Genomic DNA, 21,591 nt, shown 5'->3' on the forward strand with positions numbered 1-21,591 from the left:
CGTTCCCATACCGAACACGGAAGTTAAGCTTCTCAGCGCCGATGGTAGTTGGGGCACGCGCCCCTGTGAGAGTAGGACGTTGCCAGGCTGTTTTTTTTAAAAAACCATGCATAAAAATTATGATTTTGCATAAGATAATATGGTGGTCATAATTATTACCGTCGCGGGGTGGAGCAGTCTGGTAGCTCGTCGGGCTCATAACCCGAAGGTCGCAGGTTCAAATCCTGCCTCCGCAATCTTGGTCTGGTAGTTCAGTTGGTTAGAATGCCTGCCTGTCACGCAGGAGGTCGCGGGTTCGAGTCCCGTCCAGACCGCCATATTTTTAAGTAAGTACGAAACAAGAGTTTCGTCTTTTTTTTATCCAAAAAACATGCTTTTTTGCGTAAAAGGAAAAAATCATGTAAACTACATAAAGAATAGGCATCCTTAGGAGAGATCCTAAGGTTTTTTTGCATCTAAAATTAGGTAAAATGAAGATAGAGAGTAAATAGGTGATGGAATGAACCAATTTGAATTAAATACAACGAATTCTGATGAAACTGCCCAGTTTGCAGAAAGATTAGCCTCTTTTTTACAACCGGGAGATGTGATTGCCCTTGAAGGTGATTTAGGAGCTGGAAAGACCACTTTTACAAAAGGTCTGGCAAAAGGCCTGGACATTAAGAAAACCGTAAATAGTCCAACCTTTACCATCATTAAAGAATATAACGGAAACTTGCCATTATATCACATGGATGTTTATCGGGTAGCAGATGCTTATGAGGACTTGGGGTTTGATGAATACTTTGAAGGTGATGGAGTAACAGTAGTTGAATGGGCTCATTTAATTGAAGAGCAATTGCCATCGGACCTATTAACCATTTACTTGTATCATGAGGAACAGGATAAACGGAAAATTGTTCTCAAGCCAAAGGGTAAAAGATATGAGCAATTATGTAAGGAGATTTTTGCATGACAATTTTAGCAATCGATACTTCTAATTATGCATTAGGAGTTTCGCTTTTAGAAGAAAACCAAGTGCTTGGGGAGTATATTACAAATTTAAAAAAGAATCATTCTGTCCGAATCATGCCGGCCATCCAGACGTTAATGAAGGATTGTGAACGAGTGCCGGGAGATTTAACGAAAATAGTGGTGGCAAAGGGCCCAGGCTCTTATACAGGTGTAAGAATTGGGGTTACGATTGCAAAAACACTGGCATGGACTTTAAATATTCCGCTGGTAGGCATCTCTAGTCTTGAAACTTTAGCATCTGGAGCAGGACGCTACTTTGATGGCTTTGTGTCTCCATTATTTGACGCAAGAAGAGGACAAGTCTATACTGGGCTGTATCAGTTTGAGAACGGACAGCTTTCAGTTGTAGAGCAGGACCAGTTAGTTATGGCTGTAGATTGGGCAGCTAAACTAGCTGAAATGACAAAGCCCATATTGTTTGTCGGGAATGATCTGCCGATTCATCAATCGAAGCTTGAAGAAGTCGTAGGGCCTAAAGCATTTTTTGCAAGCATCACAGAACATAATCCTCGTCCTTCTGAACTTGCCTTGTTAGGACGCAACAAAGATGGGGAAGATGTGCATACTTTTGTACCTAATTATATACGCTTAGCTGAAGCCGAAGCCAAGTGGTTAGAAGCTAAAGGAAAAAATTCAAATGGATAGGGATAGAAAAATGGTAGATTCTTATGTTTTTCGCTATATGAGGGAAGAGGATATCGACCAAGTTTTAGCTGTTGAACAGGCCTCGTTTACTGTGCCATGGAGCCGTGAAGCTTTTTATAATGAATTGCACAATAACAAGTTTGCCGTTTATATCGTGCTTGAGGAAGACAATAAAATAATTGGATACTGCGGTACGTGGATTGTGATTGATGAAGCGCATGTAACGAATGTGGCCATTTTGCCGGAATCTCGAGGCAGAAAGCTGGGGGAAACGATGATGCGCAAATTGATGTCTGTTTCGAGGGAAATGGGTGCGAAGAGCATGACCCTTGAGGTTCGGGTAACCAATCATGTGGCACAATCTCTATACCGTAAACTAGGCTTTCAAAATGGCGGGATTCGGAAAAATTATTATTCAGATAATCAGGAAGATGCGCTAGTGATGTGGGTGAATTTATGATAAAAGATCAGTATATATTGGGAATCGAAACGAGCTGTGATGAAACAGCAGTTGCGATTATTAAAAATGGCAGGGAAATTGCGGCAAATGTTGTAGCATCTCAAATTGAAAGTCATAAACGGTTTGGCGGCGTGGTACCGGAGATTGCGTCACGACATCATGTAGAACAAATGACTATCGTGATTCAAGAGGCTTTGAATCAAGCGGATTTAACATTTGCAGAAATTGATGCCATTGCTGTTACAGAAGGACCGGGTTTAGTGGGGGCTTTATTAATTGGGGTGAATGCAGCGAAAGCCCTTGCCTTTGCACATAATATTCCGCTTGTGCCTGTTCATCATATTGCCGGGCATATTTACGCAAACAGGCTGGTAACAGAAATGAAATTTCCGCTGTTAGCCCTAGTTGTTTCAGGCGGGCATACAGAGCTTGTTTATATGAAGGAGCATGGCCATTTTGAAGTTATTGGCGAAACGCGTGATGATGCTGCTGGGGAAGCCTATGACAAGGTGGCAAGAACGTTGAACATGCCATATCCAGGCGGGCCGCATATTGACCGTTTAGCACATGAGGGAAGCCCAACGATTGATTTACCGCGTGCATGGCTTGAGGAAGGATCCTATGACTTTAGCTTCAGCGGGTTAAAATCAGCCGTTATCAATACGGTCCACAATGCTGAACAGCGCGGCGAGACGATCGCACCTGAAGACCTTGCTGCCAGCTTTCAAGCAAGTGTTATTGAAGTGCTTGTGAAAAAAACAGAGAGAGCAGTAGCTGAATATGGAGTGAAACAGCTATTGGTCGCTGGCGGTGTAGCTGCAAACAAAGGGCTTAGAAGTGCATTAGAAAAGACTTTTTCAGAAAAGACTGATTTAGAATTAGTAATTCCTCCCTTATCATTATGCACCGATAATGCAGCAATGATTGCTGCTGCTGGAAGCATTATGTTTGAAAAAGGAATAAGAGCCGGTCTTTCGCTTAATGCCAACCCAGGACTAGATATAGAAATCTATAATGACTAACCCTTCCTAAATGGAAGGGTTTTTTTATTCAAACGGATTGATTAAATAAGGCTGAGGTCAAGGTTATCACTAAGTATATAAAACTAATTAAACGATTGATTAATATGGCAACAAAACTAATCAAACGATTAATTAAATAAGGTTGAGGCCAAGGTATCACTAAGTTTATAAAACTAATCAATCATTTGATTAAAAAGGTTGGTCCAAGGAAACCTAATCAAACGATTGCTTGAGTAGGATTGAATCCTTGGTATGACAAAGTCCGGAAACCTAATCAAGCGATTGATTAAAAAAGTATTCATTGTAAAAAGGGATCTTGCAACCGGCACCCTTAAATGATTGTTAGAAGTACTTTTCAATAGCATTTGGTGCATCTTGGCGATAAGCCAATTTCCAAACCTTTAAGACATTTTCTTTCGTTACTTTCATCGCCGGTACCACATAGAAAGGAGCCACTTCCTTTCCAAGCAAGGAATATCCCGCAATAATCGCCTGCGCCACACCATTTTCATAAGGCAGCTGTGCTCCAAGGCCTTTTATATTTCCGTCAGAAGCAATGTCAATCGCCACATTACTTCCTAAATCAACGGTTGTAATGACGATATCATTTTTCCCGGCTTTGCGGGCAGCAGCCAGTACTCCCTCCGCCGGCTGATCCCAAATCGCAAAAATTCCATCTAAATCAGGGCTTGTTGCTAACATATCAGAGGCTGCTTTTTCTGCTTCTTTTGGAGTGGTGATTCCAGCTCGTGCCGCAATTTTTATATTTGGATAGTTTTCTTTGATGGTCGTTTCAAATGCTTCGACTCGCTGATTATTGACAAAAAAATCAGCATTGTGAAATATAACCCCAATCTTGCCTGCTCCATTAAGGGCATCCCCCATAATCTCTCCAGCGAAAATACCATTTCCATAGTTATCTGACGTTACAACGCTTACATAATCTTTGCCTGCTTCCAAGCCCTCAGGCATACTGTCCATAAAGATTAGTTTAATGCCTGCTTTCGATGCCTTTTTAAAAACAGGAGCCGTTGTATGTGGATTGACCGGTAAGCTAACAATGACATCTGCCTTCAGCTCTATAATGGTTTCGATATCTGAAATTTGTTTATTAGCCTTAAATTCTGCATCCGAAACCGCCACAACTTCGATCCCCATTTTCTCGAATGTATCCTTTAAACCATTGATGGTTGCGGTTGAAAAATCATTTTCCGTATAGTGCATCGCAATCGCAGCTTTATACTTCTTTTCTTTCAGCTTTCTCAGATCTTTCAATGATAATTGGAGTGTTTTGGCCGAAACAGCTTCCTCTCCATGTGGTCCTTGACTTAAAATTTTATCTGCCGGTATATTCTGATTGATCGTATTAAGCAGGGTCTCTTTTATGACGGATAAAAACTCTTGAACATTAAAGGGTTTTGTCACATAATTATCGAACCCCAGGTCTAATGTATATTGAATATCTTGCGGTATAGCATTGGCACTTACTGCGATGATAGCAATGTCTTTCGTTTTTCCACAAGATTTTAAACGCTCAAAAACCTCGTTTCCGTGTATATCCGGGAGATCCAGATCAAGGAGAATCAAGTCAACCTTTTCTTTAGCCGCCATTTCTAAGCCTTCTTTTCCGGTACGGGCAGATAAAAAGGTATAGGAAGGCTGCGATTTCATAATGTTCGTGACAAGATTTAAGTTAGATTCATTATCCTCGATATACAGCAAGCAATATTGCTCGGTCTTATTTTCATTCACCACATGAGATTCGATATTCTCACCCCATCTCACAGCTGCCTTTAAATCGTGGGAAAGGGGGAGGCTGAAGGAAAAATTACTTCCAATTCGTTTTTGGCTCGTTACATTAATGCTGCCCCCCATTTGATGGACAAGCTGTTTCACCATAGACAATCCAATACCTGTTCCTTCTTCTTGTGTTCCCTCAACCCGATAAAATGGAACAAAGACTTTCTGATACTCGTCAGCAGAAATTCCTGCTCCTGTATCTACAACATGCACGAAAGCCTCGTTTCCTTTCAAATAAGAGTGGATAATGACTTTGCCGCCTATGCGGTTATATTTAATCGCATTATCGAGCAGGTTAAGAAGGATTTGTTTAAGGCGAATGGCGTCTGCAAGAACGACAATGCTTTGCGATGGATTCACCCGGTTATGGAGACTAATTTCCTTCTTTTGGGCAAGCGGCTGAACAATCTTGATACATTCATTTATAATAGTAAGCAGATTAACCTCTTCAATCGTCACTTTTAACTGACCTGTTTCGATTCTTGATAGATCTAAAATATCATTAATCAAGCTTAATAGATGATTTCCGCCGCCTAAAATCTCCTGGACAAAATCCTGCTGCTCCTCGTTTAAGGTTGCATCTATTTCCAATAGCTGCGCAAAACCCAGGATTCCGTTTAAAGGTGTTCGGAGTTCATGACTCATTTTCGATAGAAAGTCCGATTTGGCCATATTGGCTTTTTCTGCCTCTTCTTTTGCTTGAAGTAGCGCGTGTTCCATTTTTCTTCGTTCGGTGATATCGGAAATCGTCACAAGGGCAGCCTGCCCGCCGTCCATTTTAAGTGGTGTTGAATTAATGGAAAGCCATTTCAAGTTGTGATTTAGATCCTTTCCACCCACTATAAAATCTTTAAAAGGAATACCCTGTTCGAGGGTGAGGATATTTGGCAGCTCGGAATAAGGTAAACGGGTGCCGTCTTCTCGAAAAAATTCAAATTGCCTAAGGGTGGATTCTGTTAATAATTCCTCTGAAAATCCCAGTACCTTTTCAACATTATCATTCAGGGCGACCATATTTCCCGATTTTTCATGGATAATCACGCATTCTGACATCGTCCGAAGCACTTCTTTATATAAGTTGAGATCCATTTTTCTCCCTGCCTTTTCAAATGCGGGTTATTAGCTTTATTATAGTCTAGTGGTTCATGTCTGAATCAATTTTTCTAAAAGGCTTCCTATGCAGGATAAACTGCCTTATACTGTTTGTAATGAATTTTGCTGATGATTTCAAAATAGTAGGCTTTGGGGGATGACCTATGAGAGTTTTGATTGCAGATGACGATGCACCATCCAGAAAGTTGTTGAAGCATTTTATTAAAACCGTTCCCAACTTTCAGGTTGTTGGAGAAGCAGCAAATGGAGAAGAGTTAATCAGAAAAGTAATGGTGGAACGGCCCGATATCGCCTTAGTCGATATTCATATGCCATTATTGAATGGTATGGAAGCTGTGAAATCCTGTAAAAAAATTGTCCCTTCTTTACAGGTGATTTTCATTACAGGGTATGATGAATATGCTTTGGAAGCTTTTGATGTGAATGCAATCGATTACATTGTCAAGCCGATCGACCGTACCAGACTGTATGCGTCGCTTGATCGAGCCGCGGCATTTTCGAAACCGCCTGCCGACCGGCAGCCGCCATCGATAAAAAAGGATCTAATGATTAAACAATACAATCAGTATTCCTTTATCCCTTTGGATGAGATTATTTTTATTGAAAGAGCTGACCGAAAAGCGGTTATCCATATGATGGAACAAAAAATCGAGGTAAACGAGGCGTTAACAAATCTAGAGGAAATTCTTGATTCACGATTTGTGGCCTCGCACCGATCCTTTATAATCAACTTGCAGCATTTAAAAAGGATTGAAGCATCCGGTCAGTCCTATAAAGCCTATTTTAAAAATTACGACGAGACGGCGAAGGTTTCCAAGAATAAGCTATCAGAATTGCAAAAAAATAAATCATTATGAGGTCCAGTTTAACTGGATCTCTTTTTTTGTTTTTTTGAAATTTATGAATATTTCGTCCGAATGAATAAAAAGGTTATACGATTGGATAGAAAGCGGTTCCAAATGGACAAAACCCTTGTCCGAAGCTCGTTAGACGACAATTTTGTAATCGATTACAATCCGGTTATAGAGATTCAGAAAGGAAACGAGAAAGATGGTTGGGATTGTCGATGTAGCAAAAATGGCCAAGGTTTCAACAGCCACCGTTTCGAGAGTTTTATCAAACAACATGAACGTTTCTTCAAAGACACGTGACAGGGTTTTAAAAGCGGTTAACCAACTGGAATATAAGCCAAACCGACTGGCGAGTAACCTAAGGAAAATGTCTTCAAAAACTGTAATGGCAGTCGTACCCGATATCACCAATCCCTTTTTCTCAAGTATTCTGCAAGGGTTTAAAGATGTCGCCTTAGAATTTGGCTACCATGTTCTGCTGGGCGATACAGGTAATAGTCTTGAACAGGAAAGGGATTATATCAATCTGGTAAAAGAGCGTGTAGTCGACGGTTTGATCTTAGCAACGGCAAGATTGCCAAAAGAAGAAATTCTGGCAGCGAGCCAGGAAATCCCAGTGGTATTAGCATGTGAGTATATGGATGGTTTCGATATACCAACTGTTTCGATTGATAATGTCAGCGCAGGACGAGAAGCGGTAGAGCACTTGATCCGTCTTGGTCATCGGCGGATTGGAATGATTACTGGACCTCTGGACGTCATCCTTAGCAAGGATCGAGTGAAAGGTTATTATCAGGCTTTGAATTTAAATGAAATCCCGATAGAGGGAGTGCTGATTCAAGAAGGAAATTTTTCGGTTACTTCAGGATATGAAACGATGCTGAAGCTCCTGGCTTTAAAGGATCCTCCGACAGCGGTATTCGCCACAAATGATGAAATGGCTGTTGGAGCAATGAAGGCGATTAAACAAAGAGGGCTGCAAGTTCCAAACGATATATCTGTTATCGGATTTGACGATATTCCGCTGTGCGGGTTGGTGGAACCGGAACTGACTTCTGTTTCACAGCCGAGGTATGACATGGGTTATCAGGCTATGCAAATGCTGCTGTCGATTATTAAAAAAGAAGAGTTGACTCGCAACCAAATTGTATTGCCTCATCGCTTGATGCTTAGAGACACATGCTGTAAGAGGCCATCACCCATGTTGTAAAAGAATTTCGCAAATAACAATTGTTTTTAAGGAGGTGGTTCCTGGAGTTTTCGGCCATTATGATTCCTTTATAAAATGAGCACAATATTTGAAGTTAGTTGTATTCGATTACAATAAGGAAATTAAATCAAATAATTTGCCTAATTATCCCAAGCATTTTATAAGATCGGGACCCATTACAGCTGGAAAAGACGATCTGGGTCTATGAAAAAACCTATAACGGAGAGGAAGAAAGTTTATGAAAAAAAATTCAAAATTCTTTTTAATATGCCTCATCGCAGCTATTTTTAGTATTTTTGCTGTCGGATGTTCTGCAAAGGAATCTCAATCTACTTCAAGTTCGTCGAATTCATCTAGCAGCAAATCTTCAAATGATAAGCAAATTACAATTGGATTTTCAGTTGGTATGAATATGGTTAAGCACTGGAATCTTGAAGTAAAAGGGGCCGAAATGGCTGCCAAAGATAATGGAGCAAAACTAATTTGGAAAAGTGCTGATTTAAACCAACAATCCCAAGTTGCTGATATCGAAAATATGACACAGTCCGGTGTAAAAGCCCTAATCGTAGCACCGGTCGATTCACAGGGGATCGTCCCAACTGTAAATGAAGTAAAAGGTAAAAATATACCTGTATTTACTAGTGATATCGGCGTAAGCGGAACAGACGTTCAAGCACATGTCTCTTCTGATAACGTTAAGATCGGAGAAATGGCAGCAGATGAATTAGCAAAATTAATGGGCGAGAAGGGTGATATCGGGGTTATTACTTGGACAACTGTTTCTGCTACCAAAGACAGGGAAAAAGGCTTTTTAGAAGGACTCAAAAAATATCCTAATATCCACGTTGTTGCTTCACAAGACAGTGGCGGTGACAGAAACCAAGCACTTTCAGTTACTGAAAACATGATCCAAAAGCATCCTAAACTTGATGGTATTTTTGGAGTAAATGCATCTGCTGCAATGGGAGCTTATGGTGCAACTACGGCTGCAAATATGAAACTTCCGATTATGGGAGTTGACTCTGATGAGGATTTACTAAAAGCAATTAAATCAGGTGGAAACTTAAAAGCGACTATCGCTCAAAACCCATATGAAATGGGCTATACAGTAGTAAAAACAGCACTTGCCGCACTTAAGGGTGAAAAGGTAGAACCAAAAATCGCCATTCCTGCAGAGTTGGTAACAAAGGATAATGTTGACAAGATACTTGAGCGTGATAATGGATTTTTAGCTAAAAAATAATTGATTAGAACCCATAATATGTCTGGTATTCAAAAGATACCAGACATATTAACCGGTGTGTGAAAGGAGGCAATCCACTTTGAGTGAAGAAGTTTTACAAATGCAAAATATATCGAAGAGTTTTTCTAGTGTTAAAATTTTGGAAAAAGTCAATTTTGACCTTAACAAAGGTGAAGTTCATGTATTAATTGGCGAAAATGGGGCTGGTAAGTCCACTTTAATGAAAATATTGACGGGTGTTTATCCTAAGGATGAAGGTGAAATCCTGCTGGAAAATAAAGAAAGCGGCCTGCTTGAACCGATTGAAATTCCTAATCCTAATGCTGCCATACAGCTTGGAATCAATATGGTTTTTCAGGAAACGAACTTACTGGAAGAAATGACAGTAGCTGAAAATATCTTCATAGGGTATGAACCAACGAAAAACGGTTTCCTTGATAAAAAGGCTATGTACAATCAAACAGTGGAGTTGCTAAAAAGAGTTCATTTAAATATTTCACCCAATGCCTTAGTTAGCAGTTTAACTGCAGCACAACGACAATCAGTAGAAATCGCCAAAAGTCTTTCCCATAACGGAAGGATTTTGATTCTGGATGAACCTACATCCAGTTTAAGTGAAAGAGAAGTTCGCACACTTTTTGCAATTATTGCCGATTTAAAGGCACAAGGAGTTAGTATTGTTTATATTTCCCACCGGATGGAAGAATTATTTGAAATTGGGGATCGGATCACTGTTTTGCGTGATGGGACGTTCGTGGGAACACTCAATGTACGTGAAACAAATGAAGAAGAAATCGTAAGTATGATGATTGGAAGAAAACTGGAGGATACCCAAAATAACTCTAATCGTGGAAAAAGAATCAATTACTCGAAAGTTGCCTTTGAATGTAAGAATGTCACGATAGGAGATTTTAAAGACAAAGTAGATTTAAAGATTCATAGTGGGGAAATTGTAGGCTTATATGGCCTTGTTGGTTCCGGACGATCAGAATTAGCACAAATTTTTTACGGCATTGATCCTATTCAGAAGGGTACTGTGGAAAAGGCAGGAAAAAAAATCTCCATACGTAATCCGGAACAAGCAATCAAACATGGAATTGCATTATTATCTGAAGATCGAAAAAAATATGGCTTTATCCCTGGAAAAAGTATAAGAGATAATATTGTCTTAATGAAATTAAGAGAATTGTCTTATTTCCGTCCTTCTTTAAAAGAAGAGACTGATATCGCCGTAAAATATATGAATGAATTAAAGGTTGCTGCATCAAGTGAACATCAATCGATTTCGAGTCTTAGTGGGGGAAATCAACAAAAAGTAGTTTTATCAAAAATCCTGGCTATGAATCCGGATATACTCATCCTTGATGAGCCAACGCGTGGAGTCGATGTCGGCGCAAAAGCTGAAATTTACGACATTATCTATGAGCTGGCTGAATCCGGGAAAGCCATTTTAATGATTTCTTCTGATTTGCCCGAAATATTGAGGGTTAGTGACCGGGTTGTTGTAATGCATGATGGAAGTATCAAAATGGATGAAGCAAATGTTGATCTTAGTCAAGAAAAAATTCTGCAGGCAGCATTAAGCTAAATTTTTAAGGCGGTGGTTTTTAAATGGCTCAACAAGTTTTAGCTAATAAAACAAAGGAAACAATCGATATTAGCAGTGAACAAGCCAAATTAATAAAAAAGAATAAGCGAAAGGAAATATTACGACAGTTTTCGCTTCTCTCTATTCTTGTACTACTAATCATTTTGTTCTCTGTCACAACGGCTAGCTTTTTTTCAGTGGACAACTTTACAAATATTTTGAGGCAAGTGGCGGTGACGACCATAGCGGCCATTGGTGTCTTTATGATTATCCTGCTAGGGGACATCGACTTATCGGTGGGATCGTTATATGCATTAATTGGTGTTATGGCAGCCTTCGTTTGGCAAGGAACCGGAAATACCGTTTTAACACTATTAACAGCACTGGCAGCTGGTGCCATTATTGGATTCGGAAATGGATTTATTACAGCTAAAGGAAAAATCCCAGCATTCGTCACAACGCTTGCTACGATGGGGATTGCCCGAGGAATTGCCTATATCGTAACAAGTGGATCTCCAATTGGTATTGTAGAACCTGGATTTACAATCTTTGGAACAGGTTATGTTGGCGGCATTATCCCAGTGCCAGTTGTGATCATGATTGTGGTATTCATTTTGGGATCTATCTTAATTAATAATACGAGATTTGGCCGATATATTTATGCGGTTGGTGGGAATGCCCAAGCCAGTCACTGGTCTGGACTTAATACTAATAAAATACGAATTATCGTATTTACCATCGCAGGTTTGTTATATGGATTAAGTTCTATCATTCTTGCGGGACGTTTAGGCGGTGCCTTACCAACTGCAGGGCAAGGTGCAGAAATGGATGCCATTACAGCTGTCATTCTTGGTGGTACTAGTTTATCTGGTGGTAAAGGTAAAATAAGCGGCGTCCTTATTGGCTGTTTAATCATTGGTGTTTTAAACAATGGTCTGGATTTAATAGGCCTTTCATCTTATTGGCAACAAGTTATCAAAGGAATCATTATTATTGCTGCTGTCCTTTATGATACAAAGTCAAAAAATAAAAATTGATTTCGGGTTTTAGAGCTATTTTAAGGAGGAATTTAGTTGATTATCATTCATGCATATTTCAAAGCTGATCCAAATAAACGTGATGCATTTCTTGAACAGGCCAAGCTTGTGGCTGCCTCTTCCAAAGCAGAAGAGGGAAATATTAGCTATTCTTTCTTGGAAAGCCCGGAAGGTACAGGTGAGTTTGTTTTCGTAGAGAAGTGGAAGGACCAAAAAGCAGTTCTGCATCATGAGGAAACAACGGCTTTTAAAGTTTTTGTTAGTCAATTACCAAACTATTTACTTGAACCATTAAATGTTGAATTTTTTGACGCTGAAGCAATAAAGAAATGAGTCTTATTACACTAGATAGGATGATAGAAATGAAAAAAATAAAAGTAGGAATCATCGGGACAGGTTTTATCGGCCCTACACATATAGAAGCGATCCGACGGCTTGGCTTTGTAGAATTAGTGGCATTGGCTGAAACTAGCCAGGAAGCTGCAGAAAAAAAAGCAGTCAATCTTGGTATCCCAAAAGCCTATGGCGATTACCCTGAAATGCTGAAGGACAGCGAAATCCAAGTCGTGCACAATTGCACACCTAATTACCTTCACTTTGCGATTAATAAAGAGATTATTTTAGCAGGGAAGCATGTCGTTTCCGAGAAACCGCTGGCAATGAACAGTAAAGAATCCGCAGAATTGCTTGAGTTGGCAGAAAAACACGATGTGATTCATGCGGTGAACTTTAATTACCGGCAGCATGCCAGTGTACAAAACTTGCAGGCGATGGTGGCTAAAGGAGAGCTTGGAAAAGTGAATTTGGTCCATGGAAGCTATCTGCAGGACTGGTTATTGTATGAAACTGACTTTAACTGGAGACTAGCTCCCGAAGTGGGCGGCAAATCCCGTGCGGTGGCGGATATTGGTTCGCATTGGTGTGATACCGTTCAATATGTAACTGGAAAACGGATTGTCGAAGTTTTTGCCGATTTGGCGACGGTTATCCCAGTAAGAAAGAAAGCCAAAAATGCGATTGCAACGTTTAGTACACAGAATATAGAAGAACAAGAATATGAAGATATTCCAATCAATACAGAAGATTATGCATCAGTCCTTGTGCGCTTTGAGGATGGATCAAGAGGAGTTTTTACGGTATCACAAGTAAGTGCCGGCCGCAAGAATCGATTAAGCTTTGAAATTAACGGCAGTAAAAGCTCTGTTTTCTGGAATCAAGAGGAACCGGAAAAATTGTGGATCGGACACCGGGATAAAGCAAATGAAGTGCTGTTAGCAGATCCGGGGTTATTCTTACCGGAGGCAAGAGCTGCCATCCATCATCCGGGAGGCCATAATGAAGGCTGGCCGGATGCATTAAAAAATATGATGTTAAATTTCTACTCATTCGTTCGCGATGGCAAGAGCCTGAAAACAGACAAGCCTAAGTTTGCGACATTTAAAGATGGACACGTTTCGATGAGCATTACAGACGCTATCTTAGAAAGCCACGAGCAGAAAAAGTGGGTGAAGGTCCAGGCTGCTAAGGAGGTACTTGCATGAAACTAGGTGTATTTACTCCGCTGTATCAAAACCTGTCATTTGAAGAAATGCTTGATAAGTTAGCAGGTATGGGTGTTGAGGCGGTTGAATTAGGGACCGGTAACTATCCTGGAAACCATCATTGTAATCCCGATGAATTATTGGAGTCTCCGGAGAAAGTGAAAGCCTTTCTCCGGGCACTTGAGAGCAGAGGAATAACAATCAGTGCGCTGAGCTGCCACGGAAATCCGCTGCATCCAGATAAAAAGTTCGCGAATGATTCCCATGAGGTGTGGAGAAAAACGGTTTTGCTTGCGGAACGCTTAGGAGTTCCAGTCGTGAATGGTTTCTCCGGCTGCCCGGGGGATCACGCGGATGCCAAAAATCCAAACTGGGTTACATGTTCCTGGCCGCCGGAATACCTAGATGTTTTGAATTGGCAATGGAACGAGGCCGTCATTCCTTATTGGCAAGAGGAATCGAAATACGCGAAAGAGCATGGCATTAACATTGCCTTTGAAATGCATCCAGGGTTTGTCGTATATAATCCGGAAACATTATTGAAATTAAGGGAACACGCAGGGGAAAACATTGGCGCAAACTTCGATCCAAGCCATTTAGTTTGGCAGGGAATCGATCCGGTCCAAGCCATCAAAAAGCTGGGCCGCGAAAATGCCATTTTCCATTTCCATGCAAAAGATACTTATTTAGACCGCGCCAATATTAGCATTAATGGCGTTTTGGATACAAAGCATTATTCCGAAATCTTAGACCGTTCATGGACATTTAGGTCTGTGGGTTACGGCTCCGATGAGAAACTCTGGAAAGATATTGTGAGTACATTGCGGGCTGTCGGATATGATTATGTGATTTCCATTGAACATGAAGACATGCTGGCTTCCACTGATGAAGGACTTAGTAAAGCTATTGCTCTCTTAAAAGGGGCCATGTTCAAGGATCAGATTACGGAGATGTGGTGGGCATAAGTCTGCTATTTTTCGAACCCAGGGGATGGGATTTCATAGATCAACACATGGGGTATTAAAAATTCTGTAAAGGGAGATATTCAAATGATTAAGTACTCATACAACACCCTCGTTTTTGCTGGAGAAGACATTGAAACAGGTATTGCCCGGTTAGCGAAATTCGGTTATGACGGTGTTGAGATTGTCGGGGAACCAGAGAAAATGGATGCTAACCGCATTAAGGAATTGCTAGATCAATATAATATTGAAGCCTCAACGATTTGTGCGATTTACAACACTGAAAGAGATCTCGTTTCAAGTAACGAAAATATTAGAAAAAATGCCGTTGAATATATTAAAAGCTGTGTAGATTTTGCAAGCACAATCGGTGCAAAGGGTATTTCTTTAACTCCAACAGCGTGCATGAAAATCTATGGAGAAGCTGATCGGGAAACTGAGCTAAATTGGGCAGTTGAAGGAATAAGAGAAGCTGGTTTTTATGCAGGAGAACATGGTGTCCGCTTGACAGTAGAAGCATGGAATCGCTACGAAAACTATCTTATAAATCGATTAGAGCAAGCACTTGAGCTTGTAAATCGTGTGAATCTGCCAAACGTAGGAGTTATGGGCGATACGTATCATATGAATATTGAAGAAGTAGATATTGCGGACACAATCAGAATGGTTGGAGATAAACTATATCACCTTCATATCGCTGATAGCAACAGAGCAGCACCAGGCAGAGGACATATCGACTTTGAACCAATCGCTCAAGCTTTACGTGATATTAACTACAGCGGATTCTTAACGATGGAGCTATTGCCTCCGTTTGCAGATCCTTTTAATGGTTCGAAGTGTGAAGAGTTTTATGATCAATATAGCGAAGAATCTATTACTTTCTTAAAAAACTTATTTAAGGAGGAAAAATAAAATGGCACAAAATACAGTAGTAAACAATCAGGGTTTAGGAGCAGAGTTTGATCAAAAAGTAATGAAAGCTGCTGTGTTGTATGGTAAAGAGGATTTAAGATTAGAAGAAGTACCGGTTCCTGAACTTGGGCCTACAGATGTATTAATAAAAGTGAAGTATACCGCAGTATGTGGTACTGACCCTCATATTTATGAAGGTCGTTTTCCAGCGAAGCTTCCACTCATCTTAGGTCATGAATTTTCCGGTGAAGTTGCCAAGGTTGGTACCCAAGTAAGCTTTGTGAAGCCAGGTGATCGTGTTACTGCGGATATCAATATCGCTTGTGGTACATGCTATTATTGCCGCCATGGTCAAAAATTACATTGTGAAAAAATCGTTCAATTAGGGGTACATGTTAACGGAGCATTTGCAGAATATGTACGAGTTCCAGAGAGTAATATTCATAAGCTGCCAGAGTCTATGTCATGGATTGATGGAGCGTATATTGAGCCGCTGGCATGTGCCATCAGCGGACAGGATAAAGCCAATGTTCAATATGGTGACACAGTTGCGATTATTGGCGGAGGCCCAATGGGTATCGCCCATGCACTACTTGCAAAACTGAAAGGTGCAAGCAAAGTAATCCTTTCAGAACTAAATCCTGCCAGAATTGAATCAGCCCAAAATATTGGTGTTGATTATGTCATCAATGCAGGTGAAGAAAATCCGGTTGAAGCTGTTAAAAGATTAACAGACGGACGTGGTGCTGACATTGTTATTGAAGCTGTTGGCTCTGCCTATACTTACGCGCAAACGTTTAAGTTAGTGAGAAAAGGCGGAAAAATCCTTGTTTTTGGAGCAGCACCTGCTGATGTAACGATTCCAGTAAGTCCCTTTGAAATTTATAGCCGCGAATTAACAATTGTCTCCTCTTATGCAGGAACATATGATACATTCTCTAAAGCTATTGATTTAATTGCAAGCAAACGTTTTGATCCAACTCCAATCTTCACAAATCATTTTGAATTTGCAGATGTGAAAGCTGGAATTGAAACTGCTGAGCATAATAAGGATATTCTTAAAACTGTAGTTAAAATTTCAGATTAATTTTGTGGTAAACAGAGTTCTCTGCGTTTTGTACGGGAACTCTGATTTTTTCATAGTCTAAGAGGTGAATCCAAATGTATAAATACAGTGCCACACAATGGATTTTCGGAAATGAAAGTTTAGAAGACAGCTTAAAAAGGCTGAAAAAATACGGCTATCAGGGTGTTGAACTAGCAGGTGAGCCGGATGCTATTGATGTTGAGGAAACAAAAGAACTTTTAAAACAATATGATTTGGAATGCAGCTCCATTTGTGGAATCTATACTCCTGAAAGAGATCTTTCCTCGTCAAACGAAGAAATTAGAAAAAACGCAGTGGAATATGTGAAAAAATCTGTTGACTTAGCGAAAGCTCTAAATGCCTCAACCCTTATTGTCGTTCCTACCTATGTTGGAAAACTGGCTCCAGAAACGAATCTTGAGGAAGAATGGCATAATGCCGTTTTAAGCGTCGAAGAGGCGGCACTATACGCTAAGGAGCAAGGAATCACCCTTGCCATTGAAGCATTAAATCGTTATGAGACTTATTTAGTTAATAACCTGACATTAGCCTTGCGTTTTGTTCAGGAAGTGAATGTAGATGGTTTAGGAATTATGGCTGATTTGTTCCACATGAGCATAGAGGAAAGAAGTATGACGGAAGCAATCAAGAACATTTCCCGTTATCTTACCCATGTGCACATCGCTGATAACACAAGGGAAGCAGCGGGACTAGGGCAAACAGAGTTTGGACCAGTCATTGCCCTGCTTAAAGAACTGGATTATAAGGGCTATATTACGATGGAATTCTTACCGGCGGTTTCAAATCCTTACGTGGCATCTGGTCTTCAAGGTGAATCGAATATTTTTGATGAATTCACAAAGCAATCGATCGAACATATGAAAGCAATTGTAGAAGTACTAGTATAACGCGTGAAAAAAAGCTGGAGTTCCAGCTTTTTTTCGTATACCTGCAGTGTAAGTATCAAGTTATTATTTTCTTAAAATTTTAAAATATCACCAAAATGAAGGGGTTGAAAGGAATGTCAGTAGTGTCTATACCGAAAAAATATATTTTGCCGCAAGAACTGGTTATGAAAATGTTTGATGCTGCAATAAGTAAGGCTAAAGAGCTGGATATTAAAATATGCATTGCTATTGTGGATGACGGCGGGAATTTATTCGGATTTTTAAAAATGGATGAAGCTAACCTTCTACCTGCTCAAATCGCCCAAACCAAAGCTTATGCAGCACTTGGGTTTGGACTGCCTACAGCTGATTGGTATCCAATGATTAAAGATGAGCCGGCGGTATTACATGGACTAGTACAAACTGACAGAATGACTTTCTTAGGAGGAGGCTTACCCATTTTTATTGAAGGCCAATTGATTGGTGGTATTGGTGTTTCCGGTGGTACAACAGAACAGGACACTGAATGTGCACAAACAGCACTTAAAGTAATTTAGGAAAATTTAATGTTTTCATTTTTTAAAAATTCTATCTCTGTTGCTCAATAGAATAAATTTGTTGTTTAAAGTAAAAGAAAGCTGTACCCAAATAACAAAATACTTGTTTAAGCTTGTTCAACAATCGTTGTGTAATCAAATCCGGGCGGTAACAGGCACCTTCACCGCCCATTCTTTTTTAAAAGGGGGCATTGGCCGTGCAAAAATCCTTCATTTTACTAGATTCTCCTCGATTTATGGCTGCATCAAAATTCAATTCCAAAAATCCTATGGAGTTTAAAAGACATACAGACGCTGACTGTACAGAGATCATTTTTATTGAACATGGGCGCAGTGATTTTAAATTTGAAGCTAACCGTTTTGTCGGAAAAGAAGGGGACCTTATTATTTTAAATCCATCAAGTAAAATCGAGGGGAAACATAATATCGACGATCCTCTTAAAGGGATTTCTATCTGTTTTTCCAATCTCCATATCAAAGGGAATCAAAAAGGTTTTTTGATAGAGCCCAAAGTGCTTCCTGTCATTCATCTTCAGGAAGAAAAAGGGGAAATTCAAAATTATTTAAATGCTATTTTAAGTGAATATGATGCAAAACGTGCTGGATATCAAGATATCATATCGTCGATTTTGCAAACTGTTGTTATTAAAGTTACTCGTCTTTTAAAAAATGGCAATCATTCTTCCCATTCTTCCTTGTGCCTCGAAGTAAAAAAATATATTGAAGAAAATTTTCGGCAAGAACTGACATTAGACGATTTAGCCAACATGGTTTATGTAAGCCCTTATCATTTAGCTCATGTTTTTAAACAAGAAGTGGGGCTGCCGCCCATTCAATACATGATTCAGTGCCGTATAGAAGAAGCAAAAGGGTTGCTGGAGCATTCCGAACTTTCTGTGAGAGAAATATCATCGTTAATAGGCTATGAAAATGCTAATTATTTTAATCTGCTTTTTAAAAAAATGACAGGAAAACCTCCAGGGAAATACAGAAAGATGACAACCAATATATAAAATACAATATTTTGTATTTTGTATATTTTGCTATCTGAACACAACTAGTGAACAGTCTTCCAAAATGGCATAGTGGAAGGCTTTTTCTATTGTTATAGAAAGATTTTAAAACGAATTTGAATGCGTTAACAATATACTGTATTTTTTTTCGCAATTTTGTTAATTTTTTATAATTGATAACCATTGTAATATAGAAACGTTAAGTCAAATGTTTGGTCGCCGAACAAACAATCCAAAAAAGGAGGGAAAAAATGAGTAGAGTCACTGGAAGTCAAGATTTAATTAAGAGATTGAATCTATCTCTTGTTCAAGAAACTATTTTGAACCACCAACCAATTAACCGCGCACAAATTGCAAAGAAACTAAATCTAAGTCGTTCTACCGTTTCTTCACTCGTAGATGAACTTTTACGAAAAAAAATGGTGGTTGAACTAGGGCTGGGGGAATCCACACAAGAAGGAGGCCGCAGAGGTGTAAAACTCGGTTTCAATCCCAAGTCTGCATTTGGAATTGGAGTCGATATAGGCGGAACCAAAATCAATGTATTTATTACCGATCTCAAAGGTGAGATCGTTTACAGAGAAAAAGTAAAAACAACAGCGGACATCCAAAAAGTTATATATATCATCAAAAAAGGCCTTGAAGAAGCGCAAATTGAAGAAAGCGAAATTATAGCCATGGGTGTTGGTGTACCAGGCATTACAAACTCAAAAGAAGGAATCGTTCTCGATGCGCCCGCCTTAAAATGGACAAACGTAAACCTTCGCGAACAGTTGACAGAATCATTCAATTTTCCAGTCTTTATAAACAATGATGTTAATTGTGCAGCATTAGGAGAGCGTTGGCTGGGTTCCGGGAAAAACACGAATGATATGTTATTCATTGCCATCGGCACGGGAGTTGGCAGCGCGATTATCTCTGACGGAGAATTGATTTATGGGCATAATTTTCAGTCCGGTGAAATCGCTTACAATGTTTCCGAGGAAGATGTTAGATTTGGTAATTATAACAAACTCGGTGAATTTGGGTTATTCGAAAAAAAGACCTCTGGCCAAGCTCTTTCTCAAAACGGATTTACTTCAAGAGAATTATTCCAAGAATATGAAAAAGGAAATCAGAAAGCAATTCCTATAATTAAAGATTTTATCCAGCGATTATCCATTGCCATTGTAAACGCTATAAATCTATTAAATCCGGAAAGTGTAGTCATTGGTGGAGGAGTTTCGGAGTCAATGGGAACCGTCATTAGAGAAATTGAAGAAAATGTTGATCGGCTCACACCCATTAAAACGAAGATTCGACTAGCAAGCCTAGGAGGAGATGCAGGCAGCTATGGAGCCATTGCCTATGCCTTGGAAGAAATAGAAAACAAATCATTAATGGAAGTGGGAGTGTAAAAGATGTTCCTTGAACGCACCAGAAAACGCAACCCTGAATTGATTAAAGTGGCAACCCAATTGCATCAAGCAGGGGATATTCCTCCGAATACCTATGTATTCGATGCAGATGCATTTACAAAAAATGGGCAAGCACTAAGGCATGAAGCAGAGGCTCATAATTTGAAACTGTATTTCATGACCAAGCAACATGGTCGAAATCCTGAATTGTTCAGAAGAATTGTAAAACCGGGCACGAAAGAAACCGTTTCGGTAAATATGGAGGATTCAAGAATTTTACATAGGCATGGAATTGGCCTTGGTCACATGGGAAATTTGGTTCAAACTCCTCGAGGGGAACTAAAAAAAGTGATTGGAACCTACCAACCTGAAGTCATTACAGTCTTTAGTATAGAGAAAGCACAACAAATTTCTGAAGTGGCTCACAGTCTTGGGCTAAAGCAATCGATCCTGCTTAGAGTGCATTCTAGAGAAGATGTCTTGTTTCCTGGAATGGAAGGCGGTTTTTATCTAGAGGAACTTTCGGAAGCTGCAAGTGTTATCAAAAAACTTCCTGGAGTAGAAATTGCAGGTGTATCTACCTTCCCGGCACTAGCCTACAATCGGGATGGTAATGAACCAATTGCAACGCCTAATCTTCATGCTTTAATCCAGGCAAAGGACATATTGGACGGACTGGGAATTCAAATTTGGCAAGTAAATGCTCCGGGAAATACAGCCTGCAATACAATGTCGTTTTTAGCTGAAAACGGAGTAACACATGTAGAGCCGGGTTCGGCTTTAACAGGAAGCAGTACTTTTCATCTTTATCAAGATAATCTTCCTGAAGAACCATGCATGGTTTATGTCACGGAAGTATCACATAAATGGGATAATCAGATTTATGTTTATGGAGGAGGATTCTTCGTAGACGATCCCCCTGTTTCACTAAGAGACAATTTTGTCAGAAAAGCCTTAGTAGGCAATACACCTGAGAAGGTATTAGAACAAGAATTGATTTGGAAAGGAATTGGTGCCAGAGGCGGCGGAAGTTTTGCCGCAATCGACTACCATGGTTTACTTGAAAGTCAAGGGCATTCTTGTTCGGTGGGGGATACTGTTGTGTTTGGATTCCGTACACAGATGTTCATGACAAGAGCCTATTCCGCAGTGGTAGAAGGTTTGTCGACAAACACGCCGCGGCTTGTCGGTGTATGGGACTGGGCAGGGCATCGAGTGGGCGGAGGCTTGGAATAAATTTTAAACAACGGCA

Annotated in this window: 20 protein-coding genes, 2 tRNA genes and 1 rRNA gene; 22 read left to right on the forward strand and 1 reads right to left on the reverse strand. The window is 39.9% G+C overall.

What is annotated here, in order from left to right; genetic code table 11:
• From rrf to tsaD, 7 genes are all read left to right on the forward strand, one after another.
• Positions 1 to 88, forward strand: a 5S ribosomal RNA gene (gene rrf, locus PH210_RS24820); the annotation flags it as partial.
• 74 nt (positions 89 to 162) lie between these two features.
• Positions 163 to 236: transfer RNA gene (locus tag PH210_RS24825), tRNA-Met, on the forward strand.
• 4 nt (positions 237 to 240) lie between these two features.
• Positions 241 to 317, forward strand: a tRNA-Asp gene (locus tag PH210_RS24830).
• A 182-nt stretch (positions 318 to 499) separates the two neighbouring features.
• Positions 500 to 955 (forward strand): tRNA (adenosine(37)-N6)-threonylcarbamoyltransferase complex ATPase subunit type 1 TsaE, encoded by a 456-nt coding sequence (gene tsaE / locus PH210_RS24835; protein ID WP_289989062.1) that lies wholly within the window; start codon positions 500 to 502, stop codon positions 953 to 955.
• Entirely contained in the window at positions 952 to 1,659 is a 708-nt protein-coding gene (gene tsaB, locus PH210_RS24840; RefSeq protein ID WP_289989063.1) for a tRNA (adenosine(37)-N6)-threonylcarbamoyltransferase complex dimerization subunit type 1 TsaB, read from the forward strand. Before tsaE ends, tsaB begins: the two co-directional genes overlap by 4 nt.
• Positions 1,660 to 1,669: 10 nt before the next feature.
• Complete coding sequence (gene rimI / locus PH210_RS24845; RefSeq protein WP_289989126.1) at positions 1,670 to 2,119, forward strand: ribosomal protein S18-alanine N-acetyltransferase; 450 nt, start codon at positions 1,670 to 1,672, stop codon at positions 2,117 to 2,119.
• Positions 2,116 to 3,141 carry a tRNA (adenosine(37)-N6)-threonylcarbamoyltransferase complex transferase subunit TsaD gene (gene tsaD, locus PH210_RS24850; RefSeq protein ID WP_289989064.1) on the forward strand — a complete coding sequence of 342 codons (1,026 nt, stop codon included), beginning with the start codon at positions 2,116 to 2,118 and terminating at the stop codon, positions 3,139 to 3,141. The genes rimI and tsaD overlap by 4 nt, the downstream gene beginning before the upstream one ends.
• A 342-nt stretch (positions 3,142 to 3,483) precedes the next feature.
• Here the strand turns inward: tsaD and PH210_RS24855 are convergent, their stop codons facing one another.
• Positions 3,484 to 6,030 carry a substrate-binding domain-containing protein gene (locus PH210_RS24855; protein WP_289989065.1) on the reverse strand — a complete coding sequence of 849 codons (2,547 nt, stop codon included), beginning with the start codon at positions 6,028 to 6,030 and terminating at the stop codon, positions 3,484 to 3,486.
• A gap of 167 nt (positions 6,031 to 6,197) precedes the next feature.
• Here PH210_RS24855 and PH210_RS24860 point away from each other — a divergent pair, with 167 nt between their 5' ends.
• From PH210_RS24860 to PH210_RS24930, 15 genes are all read left to right on the forward strand, one after another.
• A complete protein-coding gene (locus PH210_RS24860; protein ID WP_289989066.1) occupies positions 6,198 to 6,911 on the forward strand; it encodes a LytR/AlgR family response regulator transcription factor in 714 nt (237 codons plus the stop codon).
• A 193-nt stretch (positions 6,912 to 7,104) separates the two neighbouring features.
• Positions 7,105 to 8,115 (forward strand): LacI family DNA-binding transcriptional regulator, encoded by a 1,011-nt coding sequence (locus tag PH210_RS24865; RefSeq protein ID WP_289989067.1) that lies wholly within the window; start codon positions 7,105 to 7,107, stop codon positions 8,113 to 8,115.
• Positions 8,116 to 8,353: 238 nt separating this feature from the next.
• On the forward strand, positions 8,354 to 9,358 hold the full coding sequence (locus tag PH210_RS24870) for a sugar ABC transporter substrate-binding protein (RefSeq protein WP_289989068.1): 1,005 nt from the start codon (positions 8,354 to 8,356) through the stop codon (positions 9,356 to 9,358).
• A gap of 79 nt (positions 9,359 to 9,437) precedes the next feature.
• The gene (locus PH210_RS24875) at positions 9,438 to 10,946 is read left to right on the forward strand and encodes a sugar ABC transporter ATP-binding protein (protein WP_289989069.1); all 1,509 of its coding nucleotides are present in this window, start codon (positions 9,438 to 9,440) and stop codon (positions 10,944 to 10,946) included.
• A 23-nt stretch (positions 10,947 to 10,969) separates the two neighbouring features.
• Positions 10,970 to 11,983 (forward strand): ABC transporter permease, encoded by a 1,014-nt coding sequence (locus PH210_RS24880; protein ID WP_289989070.1) that lies wholly within the window; start codon positions 10,970 to 10,972, stop codon positions 11,981 to 11,983.
• 36 nt (positions 11,984 to 12,019) lie between these two features.
• Positions 12,020 to 12,316 (forward strand): putative quinol monooxygenase, encoded by a 297-nt coding sequence (locus PH210_RS24885; RefSeq protein WP_289989071.1) that lies wholly within the window; start codon positions 12,020 to 12,022, stop codon positions 12,314 to 12,316.
• A gap of 29 nt (positions 12,317 to 12,345) precedes the next feature.
• Positions 12,346 to 13,524, forward strand: a complete 1,179-nt coding sequence (locus PH210_RS24890) for a Gfo/Idh/MocA family protein (protein ID WP_289989072.1) — start codon at positions 12,346 to 12,348, stop codon at positions 13,522 to 13,524.
• Entirely contained in the window at positions 13,521 to 14,489 is a 969-nt protein-coding gene (locus tag PH210_RS24895; protein WP_289989073.1) for a sugar phosphate isomerase/epimerase family protein, read from the forward strand. The genes PH210_RS24890 and PH210_RS24895 overlap by 4 nt, the downstream gene beginning before the upstream one ends.
• An 84-nt stretch (positions 14,490 to 14,573) precedes the next feature.
• Entirely contained in the window at positions 14,574 to 15,398 is an 825-nt protein-coding gene (locus PH210_RS24900) for a sugar phosphate isomerase/epimerase family protein (protein ID WP_289989074.1), read from the forward strand.
• 1 nt (position 15,399) lies between these two features.
• The gene (locus PH210_RS24905) at positions 15,400 to 16,485 is read left to right on the forward strand and encodes a zinc-dependent alcohol dehydrogenase (protein WP_289989075.1); all 1,086 of its coding nucleotides are present in this window, start codon (positions 15,400 to 15,402) and stop codon (positions 16,483 to 16,485) included.
• A 74-nt stretch (positions 16,486 to 16,559) separates the two neighbouring features.
• Positions 16,560 to 17,393 carry a sugar phosphate isomerase/epimerase family protein gene (locus PH210_RS24910; RefSeq protein WP_289989076.1) on the forward strand — a complete coding sequence of 278 codons (834 nt, stop codon included), beginning with the start codon at positions 16,560 to 16,562 and terminating at the stop codon, positions 17,391 to 17,393.
• 113 nt (positions 17,394 to 17,506) lie between these two features.
• Positions 17,507 to 17,929: a GlcG/HbpS family heme-binding protein gene (locus PH210_RS24915; protein ID WP_289989077.1), complete on the forward strand. Its 423-nt coding sequence runs from the start codon at positions 17,507 to 17,509 to the stop codon at positions 17,927 to 17,929.
• A gap of 197 nt (positions 17,930 to 18,126) precedes the next feature.
• The gene (locus PH210_RS24920) at positions 18,127 to 18,942 is read left to right on the forward strand and encodes an AraC family transcriptional regulator (RefSeq protein WP_289989078.1); all 816 of its coding nucleotides are present in this window, start codon (positions 18,127 to 18,129) and stop codon (positions 18,940 to 18,942) included.
• A 251-nt stretch (positions 18,943 to 19,193) separates the two neighbouring features.
• Positions 19,194 to 20,339: an ROK family protein gene (locus PH210_RS24925; protein ID WP_289989079.1), complete on the forward strand. Its 1,146-nt coding sequence runs from the start codon at positions 19,194 to 19,196 to the stop codon at positions 20,337 to 20,339.
• A gap of 3 nt (positions 20,340 to 20,342) precedes the next feature.
• Positions 20,343 to 21,575, forward strand: a complete 1,233-nt coding sequence (locus PH210_RS24930) for an alanine racemase (protein ID WP_289989080.1) — start codon at positions 20,343 to 20,345, stop codon at positions 21,573 to 21,575.
• Positions 21,576 to 21,591: the final 16 nt, after the last annotated feature.

It is taken from the genome of Paenibacillus sp. BSR1-1, from assembly GCF_030403775.1.
Classification (GTDB): Bacteria; Bacillota; Bacilli; order Bacillales; family Cytobacillaceae; genus Neobacillus.